Raw genomic sequence first — 13174 nt, 5'->3', positions numbered from 1 at the left:
TCCCACTATGGAACCTCTACCTGGCTTAGGATTTCTTTGATCACGTCGTCAGACTTGATGTTTTCAGCTTCCGCTTCGTAAGTCAGGATCAGACGATGTCTCATTACGTGGTAAGCAATCGCTTTCACGTCTTCAGCTGTCACATAACCGCGACCGCGAATAAACGCATGGGCTTTCGCCGCACGGAACAAGCAAATCGTCGCACGCGGTGAACCACCGACGTTAATCAGATTTGCGATACGGCTTAAACCGTACTCGCCCGGATTTCTGGAAGCCATGACGATTTCCACGATGTAGTTTTTGATTTTGTTATCTACGTAAATCTGATCTGCACGCTCGGAAGCACGCAACAAATCTTCGCGAGAGATCACCGGATTCACCGTCGGTTTTTCATTCGTCCCCATGCGGTTTAAGATTTCCAGCTCTTCGCCTTTTTGCGGATAAACCACATTGATCTTAAACATGAAGCGGTCCATCTGGGCTTCAGGAAGCGGATAAGTACCTTCTTGCTCCAGCGGATTTTGTGTCGCCAGAACCAGGAATGGATTTGCCAGCTTATAAGACTCTTCACCGATAGTGACTTGTTTTTCCGCCATCGCTTCCAGCAAAGCGGATTGCACTTTTGCCGGAGCACGATTGATCTCGTCGGCCAGGACGATGTTGGTGAAAACCGGTCCTTTGCGTGGAGCGAACTCGCCTGATTTTGGATTAAAGATCATTGTACCGATCAAATCCGTTGGCAACAGATCGGGAGTGAACTGAATGCGCTGAAAATCCAGAGAGATGGATTTACAAACCGTCGAAATAGTCAGAGTCTTTGCAAGGCCGGGAACACCTTCAAGCAAAATATGGCCGCCAGTTAAAAGCCCCATCATGATGCCTTCGACCATTTCTTTTTGTCCGACTACAACTTTGTTGATCTCAGTCATCATCTTTTCGATGAATTGACTCTCTTGTTTGATCGCGGCGTTTAACGCCATGATATCAACTTCGCTCACCCGTCCTCCTTGGGAAATATCCCTTCTATTTCACTCTCTTAGGTCCGCTGCGGCAAGCTTATCTGCCCAGCTCCAGACCTAAATTTCTCACAGCGTCGGTTGAGCAAAAACTTGCAATTGTTATGTCACAGTCCTAGCCTTTAGTTAGAGGGATAACTTCGCATTGCAGCGGTTTGTTTTGAAAGTTGAAAATCACTCTTACCGATGGGACAAAATTAGCATGGCAAATACGAACACCAAGGTTTGGATTTTCATACTTTCGACTTCTTTAGCGTTGCTGGTTTTGGGCTACCAATTTGGTGACCGCATCGGCCTGATCGTGGGTTTCCTGCTTGCACTTTTGTTAAACTTCATCGTTTTCTTTTACGGCGAAAACCGCGTGCTTTCAAAACTGCGCGCCCAAAGACTGAAAGGCCAAGACGCCTGGGGTGTCCTTGACATGGTGGAGCGCATGTCGCGTCAACTGGGCATGCCATCACCGGCGGTTTTTATGACTCCGCACGGTTCCGCGAATGCTTTCTGTGTGGGCCATTCCTGGAAAAACGGTTCCTTGGGTTTCACCTTGGGGCTATTGCAAAAGTTGAATTCTCAAGAACTTGAAGCTGTCGTCGCACATCAACTTTGCCACATTCGTCGCTTGGATACTTTTGCATTCAGTGTCAGCTCTACCTTAGCGAATTCAGTGGTGGGCTTGGGTCAGTTCCTGGATTCCTTCTTACCCTACCGCTTGAATTTCTTTATGCCGCTTTTGTCCCCGATCGGCTGGTTGATCATCAAAGTGGTGGTCGGTGAAAAATCATTTTTTGAGAATGATCTGATGGCTTCTGAATTATTAAATAACCGCCATCCTTTGGGTGAAGTTTTGTGGCGTTTAGAAGGTCTGGCACAAACTCAGCCCCTGGAAATCCCGGCCTGCACCAGCCATTTGTTTATTGTGAATCCTGAGGGCTTTAGACAAAAGAATTTATTTTTGAAATCCCATCCCCCAATTGAGTCGCGTTTGCAAAAGCTGATGGGATATTACCCAATCTAACTTGACAGATTGAAAAGTGAACTCACTTTCAAAGAGGGTTTTTTATGCAAGAAAAAATGGAAGCTTCATTATCTGTACTAATCATGTCGCTGGCCTCTTCCGCAGTGATGGCCATGGGTCTGGCACCAGATCCTTCGACAGGAAAGTCCGCGAAGGACAAAAACATGGCTCGCTTTAACATCGATCTTTTGGTGGTGTTGCAGCAAAAAACCAAAGGAAATCTCACGGCTGAGGAAGCTCAGTTTTTAGATAACCTAATTAACGATCTTCAATTGAAATTTGTTTCCGTTTAAGGAAAATGAACTCCAGCTCCGGCTGGAGTTTTTCGTTGTTTTTGATAGTCTTGTATTTGTAAGGAGATATGTGTTTATGAAGAAGTTCTTATTCCTTCTATTAGCGGCCTCCCTGACAGGCCCAGCAATGGCCCAAACGAACAGCCTTCCCAAAGATCCACCGAAATTGAATTTGTCGGCCTCGCTGCCAGCAAATCTTTTTGTTGAGCTTAGCAAAGCCATCAATCCGGCGGTCGTGAATATTTCCACTTCGGCAATTCCTAAAAATATGCCGCGAGGTCGCGATCCGATGCTGGATATGCTGGAGCAACTTTACGGCATGAAAATGCAACAACCCCCACAGCAACAACAACGCCCGCAGATGATGGGCTTGGGCACAGGCTTTATCATTCGTGAAGACGGCTTGATCGTGACGAATAATCACGTGATCGCGGGTGCTGATCAAATCAAAGTGCAACTTAGCGAAGACTCCAAGGACTTGTATGAGGCCACTGTTGTTGGTCGCGACGAGCGCACGGATATCGCACTGATCAAAATTAAACCTAAATCTAAACTGACTGTTGCAGTGTTGGGTTCTTCCAAAGAACTTGAAGTCGGCGAATGGGTTGCGGCTTTTGGTAATCCCTTCGGTCACGGTCACTCGATGTCTAAAGGTATCGTTTCTTCAAAAGGACGTGGCATTGCCGAAATCAACAAGATCCCATTGATTCAAACGGATGCTTCCATCAATCCGGGGAACTCGGGTGGTCCACTAGTAAACACCAAGGGCATGGTCGTGGGTGTGAACTCGGCGATCGATGCACGTGCGCAAGGGATTGGTTTTGCGATTCCTATTGATGAAGTGAAAGCTTTGATTCCGCAGTTGGAATCCACAGGCCGTATTGCTCGCGGTTACATTGGTGCTCTATTGGGTGATCTTGATCCTGAAGCGGCAGAATACCTGGGTATGGGCGAGCAAACTGGTGCGGTGATCACGCAGTTGGATCCACGCGGCCCGGGGGCACGTGCAGGTCTTCGAGTTTATGACATCGTAACTGCAGTAAACGAAAGACCCATCGACAGCTCATTAAGCCTGGTGGATGCTGTCAGCGATGCTCCGATTGGAAAACCCGCTTCATTTAAAATTATCCGCGACAGAAAACCTATGACCGTTGCGGTTCTAGTTTCAGAACGCCCCGAAGATGGCGCAAGCAAACCTACAGAAACTAAAAAGTATGAAGGTCAACGGGCACCATTCAACTTGGGCTTTACCTTTATTGATCCCACAGCCCAAATTCGCAAAGACTGGGGACTTGCTGAAGGAATGAAACAGCCGATCGTTATCGAGACCACTCGTAACTCCGCTGCCAGTAAAGCAGGTATCTCGGTGGGAGATGTGATTTTGGACGTCAACAAGCAAGCCGTGGCGAACTCGAAAGATGTTATTAAAAGTCTTAAGAAGGGAATGAACACCCTGCGCGTTGCCCGCAACAATCGAATTATGATCCTCAATATTGAAACGCCTTAGTCTGCGTACATTATTAGGTGGTAAAAGCAAAAAGCCCTTGGACTCCAAGGGCTTTTTTGTTTTCCAGAAGCGAACTATTTTAAAAGTTCTAAGGGGTCCACACCCAGCTTTTGGGCTAGGGCCGTGATCGTACTCATGCGAAAGTCCTCGACTTTACCGTTTTCAATTTCAAACACCGTCGAGGTCGCCATCTTTGCCAAAGTGGCCAGTGACTGCATTGTTAAGCCCTGCTTGGCTCTTTCGCGTTGAACATTCTTGGCCAAATTCTTTACCAGACGGTTCAGCTCTTTATCGTTAATTCCTTTAATGATTCTACCCATTACTATTTATATCTACTTTTATCCAGTGCCATCAGTAAGTTTAAATCCGTTCGGATATATCCTTAAGTACCTCTCACATTCACCGATACTATGTGGCCAAGTTTCAGCATTGCAGGTGAAGTAGATTTTCGGATCTTCGTCCAGAGGGGTTCTTGTATGCGCGCTCTAAGTTTGAAAACTAAATTATTATTTCTAACGTTGATACTCTGTGGAGTGAGCGTTGTCATCGGATTTACAAGTTATCTTTCGTTGAAATCCGTCGCCACTGAATATGGTTGGATCGCGACTCGCTCGATGCCAAAGTTAGATCATCTTGATCAGATGTACTTAAACTATAGGAAGATTCGCATACAACTAAGAACCTTAGGTCTTCCAAACTTGCCACATGATCAAGCAGTTCAAAGTGTGGAAGGTGTGCTTGCCAGTATCGCTGACTATGAAAAGCAGAATGAAGAATATCAAAAACTAGGTTTCATTCCGGGACAGAAGGAACTTTACGACAAACTTCAAAATGCGTGGGTGGAATTTAAAAACACCGGGATAGAGGTTTTGCACTACCAAAAAACAGGCACTGCTGAAGACCACACCAAAATGTTGAACATCTTTTTTACCGACTGCCCGAAAAAAGCGCAGACCTATACAGAGGCCGTCGAAGCACTTTCAAACTTTCATCGCACAACTGCAGATATGAAAGTAAAATCCGCTGAATCCATGCGTGACCAGGCAAACTTAACCATCTTACTGGTGGTCACAGGCGGCACTATGTTCGGCTGCCTATTTGGTTTGCTGTTTTCTACTTCTCTGGCCAGTTCTTTAAATCGCATCAGCACCAACATCAGTGGTGCCGCCGAAGAAACTGCTCAGGGCGGGGCTCATCTGGCGGCCGCAAGCTCGCAACTTTCCGAAAGTGCTACGGAGGCTGCCGCATCCTTAGAAGAAACTGTCGCTTCCATCGAAGAACTTTCCAGCATGGTGAAGCTAAACACTTCGCACGCGCAGGAAGCGAACACTCTGTCCAAAAACTCCCGCGAGTCCGCAGAAAAAGGCGCGCAGGAAATCGAGCGCCTGATCAGTGCAATGAATGATATCGCCCAGGGTTCCAAAAAAATTGAAGAGATCATCAAGGTCATCGACGATATCGCCTTTCAAACCAATTTGCTGGCCTTGAATGCCTCGGTGGAGGCAGCCCGTGCCGGTGAGCAAGGCAAAGGCTTTGCCGTCGTTGCTGACGCTGTCAGAAGCCTGGCGCAAAAAAGTGCCGAGTCCGCAAAAGGCATCAATGATCTGATTAAAGAGAACGTTCACAAAAGCGAGCATGGCGCCGTGATTGCGAACAACAGCGGTGTAGTTTTAAAAGAGATTCTGACTTCGATTAAAAAAGTGGCGGAGTTAAATAGCGAGATCTCTGCTGGAAGCTCCGAGCAGTTTATCGGCATCGGGCAGATTTCAAGCACCATGAATCAGTTGGATCAAGCGACCCAGGGGAACGCTGCTTCGTCAGAAGAGGTGGCGGCGTCGTCAGAGAAAATGTCAGACCAGGCCCTGGTGCTAAAAGGAATTATCAGCGAGCTGCAAGCGCTGGTTCATGGAGAGAAAAACCCTCCCCGTACGGAACCAGCCCGAGCATTAAATCAATTCACAGAGCAAGCGTAAGTCGCTTCAGCGCCGTCGAAGTATTTCCACAGAAGTTGGCCTTTGTTTGCGAAGACTGACTTTTGGATGAAAAACTTAATGCCGATCGGACCGCCCTTCACCACACCGTCTTCGATCAGGCGCACGTTACCGAATTGGATCACGCTATCGTCTTCAGTCACAGCAGAGGCCGCAACCAAACGCTCATCCCCGTCGATCTGAAATTTCACACGAAGGGTGTTGGTCGCTTCGGACACATACAAAGTAACTAGATTTGGCAGGAATGGATCATTTGTTCGAGTCTGCATACAGCTGACATATTCGCCAGCAGCCAGAGATTGAGAGGCTGCAAACACGATCAACAAAGAAGCGACAAGGGACTTCATAAATTACCTCGGGACGGAGTTGTATTTTTAACGATGCGAACTCTTCCCACGGAACCCTTCGACTGTCACGTTACCGCAAGTTATCTGAATTCTTTGCCGGTTGCCCGAACCAACTCGCCCATTTGTCCCCACCCGATTTCCCCCTGAACCCGGGGTCCCGACGAAGATGCTTAACGATCGCCTTTTTGTAAGTGGGAAAGCGTTTCAAGCTGGGACAAAATCTATCAAAGACCCGAAATTTTTAGAACTTTCCTCGACCTAGGTCTTCAGTTTTTACAACAGCGTCCGAAATAGAGATAGGACCATAGTATGGCTCCATTGGTAGCAACAAGATCAGCACCTAGAAAGGGACTCTATGAAAGTCACCGAAGTGAAAGTTTTCCCGGTCAACGAGGATCGATTGAAGGCCTACGTCTCCATCACACTTGATGGTTGTTTCGTGGTCCGCGATCTGAAAGTCATCCAAGGCACCAGCGGCTTGTTTGTCGCGATGCCCTCCAAAAAAAGAAAAGACGGCCAATTCCGCGATATCGCGCATCCCTTAAACCAGGAGACGCGGCAAATGATCGAGGACATGGTTTTTGAAGCTTACGAAAACGAATTAAAGTCCATGGGTGAAACCCTCGTGAACCTGAAACGCCAGAAGGCGCCAGGCAGCGACTACGGCAGCGAAGATTATTAATACCGCTAGCCACGAGGTCTGAAGTTCCCTGCTCACGCCAAGTTTCAGAGTCATTTGTGGAGGCTCTGAAACCGGAGGCGGCTTCTAAACCCCAAGGACAGTTTTGCCCGCTCTTGCAGCAAACTCTGCACTAGCGGGCTTTTTTATTGGGTCAATGCCATATTCGCATCGCGTCATAGATTGCAATCCTCAGGCAAAATCCGTACTTTAGCGATTCAACCGTTCATCTTGTTGGGGTATCGACAAGTTGGTAAGTCAACAGATTTTGATTCTGTCATTCGCAGGTTCGAGTCCTGCTACCCCATCCATTTTTCTAATAAATCCATAAAATTTAAGCGCGCAAACCCCCACCAAGGGACACCTGCGCGCCAGGAAATTGCCGTCCAAAAACTTCCGGGGTTCTACGAATCAAAAATGCGGTACTCATCGATCTAGTTCGACATACATATGTCCTCCTCTCTAATATTCAGTTACCTTTGCTCTGGCATTACGAAGCCAACACTGCAAAAACAGCCGCTGGGATGACTACCAAATCGTTTATCTTGTTTAAGACTTGCCACTTTAATTTTGGATTCTTCCACACAGAAAAATCGATGACGTTCGTTGACTCTCCGCCAGGTCCCTGAGGAATCACCTTCTGCGGAATAAGTGTCATATTGGTTCTATTCAGCAACCCGACTATCTTAACTTCCTTCCAGCAATAAAAAGGCAAAACATCACGCACTTCCGAGTTTTCAAGAATGAGGTACTCGGTGCAATTACCACAATCAAACTTATACTCAGAGCGGCTTCCGTCACTCAATGTCTTTTCCCAGGGTACAATAACCCCGGAAATTGTGATCGGAGATAGTCGATTTTCGCGATATCTTTTTTCCAATCCTTTCGATTCATTTAAGTTTGCAAATTGTTTCATCTTATCCTCCTAAAAAGATTTAACTTGCAACAGACCATGGCGATTGCCTATTGGCTTGATTTCTTCCAGTTAAGCGAAGCTGACTTCTATTCAGTCTCCAAATTTTAAAACACTCTTTCTTTACTCTTCGATAAAGATTCTCGAGTACATGGGCCATTGTTGGACCTCGATTATAAGCACCTATGGGAATATTGTTGATCGTCCCCCACAACATTCCTTCATAGAAGGCCCCTGCCTTAAGAAATCTTGCGCTGATCACCGCTGACGGCGAAATATTTTTTACGGCACTTACAATCTTTCGAATCTTCTCCTGACTTCTAAGATCAATTCCCGCGCCGTCATCATAGATTCTGACACCATCTAGAATCATAGGCCCCACCTTTCCTTACGATGCGACCTGTTCGTTCAGAGGTGGTGTTGCTTTTCTGTTTCGGATTTTTTTCTCACTAACTCGGTGTATTTGTCTCATGACCGTTTTTCTTACTTTCCGCAAAACAGCCAAAACATGTTTTCCGATTTTTTTTACGACGATTGGCTCATCTAAGCCGAAAACACTCATTGAAACGGAAAAAAGTTTTTTATCTTTTACTTCCGGTTCAATATTAATCTGAATATCCGTATCCCAGCCATAGTTGGATTTGATGTCCTTAACAGCATGATCGGCGTATTGTTTTAGCGCGTCGGTCTGCAAAAGTTCTCTTGCGTGAAACTCATACATAAGTCTTTGATTAAACAAGTCCATGTTACCTCCTAAATGAAATAGCAATTTCAATCGAATGCTCCCGTGAGATTTCGACTGACGACGATAAAAAGTTAATTTTTAACTATTAGAAATTAGAAAAGTAGGTTTGGCGGAATTCCTGATTGAGCTTGCACTTACACCTCCTTAATTATGCCCAAGGCAATTTTAAATAAAGAAGCTACGGCTTTTAAAGATGAGCCCGGGCTCTATAATAAAATTGAATTACCTATAAAAAATGTCAAGTAAGGTCCTTTGATTTTTTTTAGGATCCAAGCTGGTTTAAATATTTCAAAATATTTCAAATATTTAGCGGAGATTAAACTCCAGAAGTGGCTGTCCAAAATTGGAGCAGCCACTCTTGAAAGAATTTAAGAAACTTTTACGTCCTTTAGCTCTTTGGTCGATTCTTTTTTAGAGCCTAAAAGTTTGCTGAAGATGCCATCTTGTTCAGTTTGGATTTGAATCGTTCTTCCTTTTGCTGATTCTGCCTTAGGAAGCGCCACATTCAAAACACCATTTTCGTAGTGGGCTTCGATTTTCTCCGCATTGATAGATGAAGGCATAACAAAAGTTCGTTCGAATTTTCCGTAAGCACGCTCGTGGTAAATTGTGGCATCACCATCTTGCGCACTCACTTCACGTTGGCGCTCACCTGAAATGACCAAGTTACTGCCCTGTACTTCAACTTTAATGTCTTCTTTTTTTAGGCCAGGCATATCAAAACTAACTAAGTATTGATCTTTTCCCTCATGGATATCGCAGCTTGGCTGAAAATTTACCGTACTTGCATACTTTGGCAGCAAAAAACTTTCAACAACGCGATCAAAATCGTCAAACGCATTTACCCTACGATCGGGAGATAAACTACGACGTGTCCATGACCAGTCTGTTGATAGTGGGCTTAACATTCTCATTTTGTACCTCCTATGGTTAATGGTTCTGTTAGCTTGGATCTTTTTGTATTAATCCATTCTGCGCATAACTTGAGCTCCTCAAAAAGTCTGTCAAGTTGATCAAATACTTTTTTTATCGATCCACTTTAGGGCGCTTAAGAACGACTTGATTGTTGAAAGTGTCGCGCTCTTTAGCTACGCATACACACAAACAAGCTTCAGCAGAAGTGCGTCCACATTTCACTATTGTTAAAATGAAAATCCTGTTCTGACAGAACAGGATTTTCTTTTTTGGCATCCCCTCCTAACCATGCTTCAATAAACCTTCACCTTTGGGGGTTTGTATGGCTCGTTATGTTGATGGTTATGTGATTCCGATTAAGAAGAAGAACGTAAAGAAATATAAAAAGATGGCTACCATGGGAATGAAGACGTGGATGAAGTACGGCGCCCTGGATTACTATGAGTGCATCGGCGATAAATTGGATATACCGTATGGAACTACATTTACAAAACTGTGCAAACTAAAGAAAGACGAAACTGTTGTTTTTGCTTTCATCGTTTACAAATCGAAAGCCCACAGCGTTCAAGTGAACAAAAAAGTTCATGCAGAATTAGCAAAAATGGATCCGAAAAAGTTTGAAGAGGTCTTTTCGATGACAAGATTCTCTACCGGTGGCTTTAAGGTTCTAGTCAGCAACAAAAAGTAAAGCTATCACGGGTGTCACCAGGTGACGCCCGAATTCCCGCTCCTATTCATCAGTAATGAAATACTTTCCCAGAACTTTCTCAAGTTTCTTTGCAACTTCTTTGTGCCGTTCATGAAGATAAATATACAGATTGGTCGACACATAGGGCTTCTCCGCCCGCATGTATTCGTCTTTGCTATTCCAAAATGCTGGATCCTCTACCTCCAGCCGCGGCCCGATAAACACGTCTACTCTGTCGGTCTTGAGCATTTTCAAGCATTGGGAAGTATTTGCCGCCTCTAGGACCTGCAATTTTAGCTCATTGGAAATTTGACGTCTTAATCTGTTTCCAAAAGTGATGCACGTTTTATGTCCAGCCAGAGATTTAGGCTGATCAATGTTGAACGATGCCATCTTCATTTTATATAAGTAGTATCCGAAGCGCGCCATGGGAGTTGCAACTCGAATAAGGTGTGGATAATCCTTTTCAAACCCCGCGATCCGATATGTGTCACCATCAAGCTTACCATTGGAAACCATCTGCAACGAACGAGAAAGAGGAACTTTCTGATATTCGACCGTACAGCCAATTTCTTTGAAGGGCTGTCGATAGCGGGCTAGATTTTCCAACACTGAGGAAGGCCAGCTCTCTGCGACAGCGATCTTCAACGGCTGCGAGCAGATTGCACCGTTAGACCGCACTGAAAACAAAAAGGCCATAACAAGACAGAATATCCGCATCCGATGTTTCCAATCTCAAGAATTTAACCAATGATAATCGGATCAAATAAAACTTAGAAAATAAAGCACGCGAACTGCATTTTAACAAGCACCATTGGTCTGCGTGATAATCACAATAACGCCCCTTTACGGGCTTTATAAAAGATAAAGAAGCTCCTCCTTTAATTAATAAAATTCATATATCACCGCGCATCAAGATGACTTATAAACATCATCGAAATGCCGACTTGGTAAATTTGTTTATTAAAGGATGAGCTCTATATGAAAACACTTATCGCACTTTCAATGCTTTTGCTTTCAAGCGTATCGTTCGCAACTGACTATGAGGGATCTGGCACCTTAACAGTACAACAAGACATCGTTGCCCGAACTCCAGACCACAACAACACCTACTACGTTGGAATTGATATGGGCAAACCGGACTGCACTGCAGGCTTTTACGCTGGTCGCCCGTTTACCTTGAAAAAAGGCACTCAATTGCAAGTCGACTACTACGCACGCGAAAGAGAAGCTTGGAAAGATGGCGATACTATCGGCTTTCCAACAAATGGCATCACTGCCGTTAAGATGTCTTACCAAGCAGCAGATGGTTACTACTTAATTGCCTCTGCTAGTTGCAACACTAAGGGTAAGCTATTCCCGAAATCGGGTTTGCCAACGGTAAGTGTGTTACTGGAAAAAGCCTCACCTATCTTTACCTTCGAAGAACAGTAAGCCTCAGAAACAAAAAAAGCCCTGGTCTCCCAGGGTTTTTTCATTTTCAACAGAATCAAACCACTAAACCGAATCAGCGAATAGTTCCTGATATGACTTGATGTGAGTCTCATCAATACGCTTATATAAATCCGAGCGGCTTAGATCCTGATGTTTTGAAAAGCCCATCGCACCGATGATGTGTGCCGTCGCTCCCAAGGTCTCGCGGTGGAAGTTCTTAACACGTTCGCGCTTGGTCGGTACGTGAAGGCCTTTAACCAGGTTCGGATCCTGTGTTGCCACCCCTGTTGGGCATTTATTGTTGTTACAGCGAAGCGCCTGGATACAACCCAAAGCCAACAACATCGAGCGAGCGGCATAAGTCGCATCAGCGCCGATACAAAGAAGCTTCACGATATCGAACGCTGTCGTGATTTTACCGGTCGCTAGAACTTTTACTTTGTTACGAACGCCGAATTTCTTAAGCGTATCGACCACAATCACCAAGGCATCAATACCTGGCATACCCATGTAGTTTGAAAACTCTAAGGGAGCTGCCCCCGTCCCGCCTTCTGCACCGTCGACGACGATAAAGTCAGGGAATGAGTTTTGAGCAGCCATCAAGGAAACCAATTCTTCGAATTCACGGCGATGGCCCAAGCACAGTTTAATACCCACAGGCTTGCCACCAGAAAGCTCGCGCAATTTTTCAATGAACGCCAGCATCTCGGGCGCATCATGGAATGCACTGTGGCCCGGAGGCGAAATCACGTCTTTACCCATTGGGACGTTACGGATTTTTGCGATCTCTTCAGTCACTTTCTTACCGGATAGCATCCCGCCGTGACCAGGCTTTGCACCTTGAGAAAGCTTGATCTCGATCATCTTCACTTGCGGCAAAGCTGCGTTTCTTCTGAAAAGCTCTGGATCAAAATCCCCGGCATGAGTACGGCAACCGAAGTAGCCGGTACCGATCTGCCAAATCAGATCGCCGCCCATTTCCAAGTGATAAGGTGAAATACCACCCTCGCCCGTGTTGTGGGCAAAGCCACCGTCTTTCGCGCCGCCATTAAGCGAGCGAACCGCATTCGTGGAAAGCGAACCAAAACTCATCGCAGAAATATTCAAAAGCGACAAAGAGTATGGCTGAGTACACTTCTCCCCACCCACGGTGATACGCAGATCTTTTTCACTGACATGTTTTGGATACATCGAGTGAGTCACAAACTCGTAGCCTTGTTTGTAAACGTCGTGCTGAGTCCCGAACGGAACTGTGTCTAAGACTTTCTTAGCACGCTGATAAACCACGGAGCGCTGTTCACGATTGAACGGACGACCGTCGGTGTTGGATTCAATAAAGTATTGATTGATCTCGGGACGGATCGATTCCAAAAGGTAACGGAAGTGACCAAAAACTGGAAAGTTTGATTTGATCGCGTGGCGAGTTTGACGGATGTCACGAATACCCAACGCGAAAAACGGTACGAAAAAGAAGAGAGATAACAGCCCGATCGTCCAATAGTAATAAAACAGAACATTCAACGCCAACACAGCCACAAGGGCGATGTAAAACTCTTTTCTCATTATTGAGCCTCGCTTAAAATCAAAGCTCAATATACAAAACTTTTAAGTATAAAGACAGAGGCTTTGGA

Annotated in this window: 16 protein-coding genes and 1 tRNA gene; 8 read left to right on the top strand and 9 right to left on the bottom strand. The window is 45.4% G+C overall.

All coding sequences use genetic code 11. The annotated features are described in order from the left end of the window. Positions 1 to 5: 5 nt before the first annotated feature. Positions 6 to 980, bottom strand: coding sequence for an AAA family ATPase (locus tag ACLVWU_RS04895; protein WP_413578765.1), 975 nt, complete (start codon positions 978 to 980; stop codon positions 6 to 8). A gap of 238 nt (positions 981 to 1218) precedes the next feature. Here ACLVWU_RS04895 and ACLVWU_RS04890 point away from each other — a divergent pair, with 238 nt between their 5' ends. From ACLVWU_RS04890 to ACLVWU_RS04880, 3 genes are all read left to right on the top strand, one after another. Next, complete coding sequence (locus tag ACLVWU_RS04890; protein ID WP_413577777.1) at positions 1219 to 2031, top strand: M48 family metalloprotease; 813 nt, start codon at positions 1219 to 1221, stop codon at positions 2029 to 2031. A 44-nt stretch (positions 2032 to 2075) separates the two neighbouring features. After that, positions 2076 to 2324, top strand: coding sequence for a DUF1844 domain-containing protein (locus ACLVWU_RS04885; RefSeq protein ID WP_413577775.1), 249 nt, complete (start codon positions 2076 to 2078; stop codon positions 2322 to 2324). A gap of 76 nt (positions 2325 to 2400) precedes the next feature. After that, complete coding sequence (locus ACLVWU_RS04880) at positions 2401 to 3831, top strand: trypsin-like peptidase domain-containing protein (protein WP_413577773.1); 1431 nt, start codon at positions 2401 to 2403, stop codon at positions 3829 to 3831. Positions 3832 to 3905: 74 nt separating this feature from the next. Here ACLVWU_RS04880 and ACLVWU_RS04875 read toward each other — a convergent pair whose 3' ends face one another. After that, complete coding sequence (locus ACLVWU_RS04875; RefSeq protein WP_413577772.1) at positions 3906 to 4151, bottom strand: helix-turn-helix domain-containing protein; 246 nt, start codon at positions 4149 to 4151, stop codon at positions 3906 to 3908. Between the two features lie 156 nt (positions 4152 to 4307). Here ACLVWU_RS04875 and ACLVWU_RS04870 point away from each other — a divergent pair, with 156 nt between their 5' ends. Beyond that, positions 4308 to 5804 carry a methyl-accepting chemotaxis protein gene (locus tag ACLVWU_RS04870; protein ID WP_413577771.1) on the top strand — a complete coding sequence of 499 codons (1497 nt, stop codon included), beginning with the start codon at positions 4308 to 4310 and terminating at the stop codon, positions 5802 to 5804. Here ACLVWU_RS04870 and ACLVWU_RS04865 read toward each other — a convergent pair. Then, on the bottom strand, positions 5783 to 6169 hold the full coding sequence (locus tag ACLVWU_RS04865) for a hypothetical protein (protein ID WP_413577770.1): 387 nt from the start codon (positions 6167 to 6169) through the stop codon (positions 5783 to 5785). The two genes, ACLVWU_RS04870 and ACLVWU_RS04865, sit on opposite strands and share 22 nt — an antisense overlap. Positions 6170 to 6524: 355 nt before the next feature. Between ACLVWU_RS04865 and spoVG the strand changes: the two genes are divergently transcribed. Both spoVG and ACLVWU_RS04855 read left to right on the top strand, forming a co-directional pair. After that, positions 6525 to 6851, top strand: coding sequence for a septation regulator SpoVG (gene spoVG / locus ACLVWU_RS04860; RefSeq protein ID WP_413577769.1), 327 nt, complete (start codon positions 6525 to 6527; stop codon positions 6849 to 6851). Positions 6852 to 7083: 232 nt separating this feature from the next. Then, positions 7084 to 7159 (top strand) — tRNA-Gln (locus ACLVWU_RS04855). Positions 7160 to 7338: 179 nt separating this feature from the next. On the opposite strand, the gene ACLVWU_RS04850 is transcribed toward ACLVWU_RS04855, so the two are convergent. The 4 genes from ACLVWU_RS04850 to ACLVWU_RS04835 form a co-directional block, all read right to left on the bottom strand. After that, positions 7339 to 7764 carry a hypothetical protein gene (locus ACLVWU_RS04850; RefSeq protein ID WP_413577768.1) on the bottom strand — a complete coding sequence of 142 codons (426 nt, stop codon included), beginning with the start codon at positions 7762 to 7764 and terminating at the stop codon, positions 7339 to 7341. Positions 7765 to 7783: 19 nt separating this feature from the next. Beyond that, a complete protein-coding gene (locus ACLVWU_RS04845; RefSeq protein WP_413577766.1) occupies positions 7784 to 8134 on the bottom strand; it encodes a hypothetical protein in 351 nt (116 codons plus the stop codon). A 15-nt stretch (positions 8135 to 8149) separates the two neighbouring features. After that, positions 8150 to 8506, bottom strand: coding sequence for a hypothetical protein (locus ACLVWU_RS04840; protein ID WP_413577765.1), 357 nt, complete (start codon positions 8504 to 8506; stop codon positions 8150 to 8152). A 368-nt stretch (positions 8507 to 8874) separates the two neighbouring features. Beyond that, entirely contained in the window at positions 8875 to 9420 is a 546-nt protein-coding gene (locus tag ACLVWU_RS04835; RefSeq protein ID WP_413577764.1) for an Hsp20/alpha crystallin family protein, read from the bottom strand. Between the two features lie 323 nt (positions 9421 to 9743). Between ACLVWU_RS04835 and ACLVWU_RS04830 the strand changes: the two genes are divergently transcribed. Further along, entirely contained in the window at positions 9744 to 10109 is a 366-nt protein-coding gene (locus ACLVWU_RS04830; RefSeq protein WP_413577763.1) for a DUF1428 domain-containing protein, read from the top strand. A 42-nt stretch (positions 10110 to 10151) separates the two neighbouring features. On the opposite strand, the gene ACLVWU_RS04825 is transcribed toward ACLVWU_RS04830, so the two are convergent. Beyond that, positions 10152 to 10808: a substrate-binding periplasmic protein gene (locus ACLVWU_RS04825; protein ID WP_413577762.1), complete on the bottom strand. Its 657-nt coding sequence runs from the start codon at positions 10806 to 10808 to the stop codon at positions 10152 to 10154. A gap of 282 nt (positions 10809 to 11090) precedes the next feature. On the opposite strand from ACLVWU_RS04825, the gene ACLVWU_RS04820 reads away from it, so the two are divergent. After that, the gene (locus ACLVWU_RS04820; RefSeq protein WP_413577761.1) at positions 11091 to 11543 is read left to right on the top strand and encodes a hypothetical protein; all 453 of its coding nucleotides are present in this window, start codon (positions 11091 to 11093) and stop codon (positions 11541 to 11543) included. A gap of 63 nt (positions 11544 to 11606) precedes the next feature. Here the strand turns inward: ACLVWU_RS04820 and ACLVWU_RS04815 are convergent, their stop codons facing one another. Next, positions 11607 to 13106: an FMN-binding glutamate synthase family protein gene (locus ACLVWU_RS04815; RefSeq protein ID WP_413577759.1), complete on the bottom strand. Its 1500-nt coding sequence runs from the start codon at positions 13104 to 13106 to the stop codon at positions 11607 to 11609. Positions 13107 to 13174 lie beyond the last annotated feature (68 nt).

Source organism: Bdellovibrio sp. HCB290 (assembly GCF_047305925.1).
Lineage (GTDB): Bacteria > Bdellovibrionota > Bdellovibrionia > Bdellovibrionales > Bdellovibrionaceae > Bdellovibrio.
The sequence above is the reverse complement of the archived record's forward strand: the minus strand, read 5'-3'. Positions and strand labels throughout refer to the sequence as shown.

Bases quoted from the DNA above. Each gene is read 5' to 3' on its own strand.
- ACLVWU_RS04895 (WP_413578765.1), bottom strand. From the start codon at position 980: ATGGCGTTAAACGCCGCGATCAAACAAGAGAGTCAATTCATCGAAAAG.
- ACLVWU_RS04830 (WP_413577763.1), top strand. From the start codon at position 9,744: ATGGCTCGTTATGTTGATGGTTATGTGATTCCGATTAAGAAGAAGAAC.
- ACLVWU_RS04840 (WP_413577765.1), bottom strand. From the start codon at position 8,506: ATGGACTTGTTTAATCAAAGACTTATGTATGAGTTTCACGCAAGAGAA.
- ACLVWU_RS04875 (WP_413577772.1), bottom strand. From the start codon at position 4,151: ATGGGTAGAATCATTAAAGGAATTAACGATAAAGAGCTGAACCGTCTG.
- ACLVWU_RS04820 (WP_413577761.1), top strand. From the start codon at position 11,091: ATGAAAACACTTATCGCACTTTCAATGCTTTTGCTTTCAAGCGTATCG.
- ACLVWU_RS04885 (WP_413577775.1), top strand. From the start codon at position 2,076: ATGCAAGAAAAAATGGAAGCTTCATTATCTGTACTAATCATGTCGCTG.
- ACLVWU_RS04870 (WP_413577771.1), top strand. From the start codon at position 4,308: ATGCGCGCTCTAAGTTTGAAAACTAAATTATTATTTCTAACGTTGATA.
- ACLVWU_RS04835 (WP_413577764.1), bottom strand. From the start codon at position 9,420: ATGAGAATGTTAAGCCCACTATCAACAGACTGGTCATGGACACGTCGT.
- ACLVWU_RS04865 (WP_413577770.1), bottom strand. From the start codon at position 6,169: ATGAAGTCCCTTGTCGCTTCTTTGTTGATCGTGTTTGCAGCCTCTCAA.
- ACLVWU_RS04845 (WP_413577766.1), bottom strand. From the start codon at position 8,134: ATGATTCTAGATGGTGTCAGAATCTATGATGACGGCGCGGGAATTGAT.
- ACLVWU_RS04815 (WP_413577759.1), bottom strand. From the start codon at position 13,106: ATGAGAAAAGAGTTTTACATCGCCCTTGTGGCTGTGTTGGCGTTGAAT.
- spoVG (WP_413577769.1), top strand. From the start codon at position 6,525: ATGAAAGTCACCGAAGTGAAAGTTTTCCCGGTCAACGAGGATCGATTG.
- ACLVWU_RS04890 (WP_413577777.1), top strand. From the start codon at position 1,219: ATGGCAAATACGAACACCAAGGTTTGGATTTTCATACTTTCGACTTCT.
- ACLVWU_RS04880 (WP_413577773.1), top strand. From the start codon at position 2,401: ATGAAGAAGTTCTTATTCCTTCTATTAGCGGCCTCCCTGACAGGCCCA.
- ACLVWU_RS04850 (WP_413577768.1), bottom strand. From the start codon at position 7,764: ATGAAACAATTTGCAAACTTAAATGAATCGAAAGGATTGGAAAAAAGA.
- ACLVWU_RS04825 (WP_413577762.1), bottom strand. From the start codon at position 10,808: ATGGCCTTTTTGTTTTCAGTGCGGTCTAACGGTGCAATCTGCTCGCAG.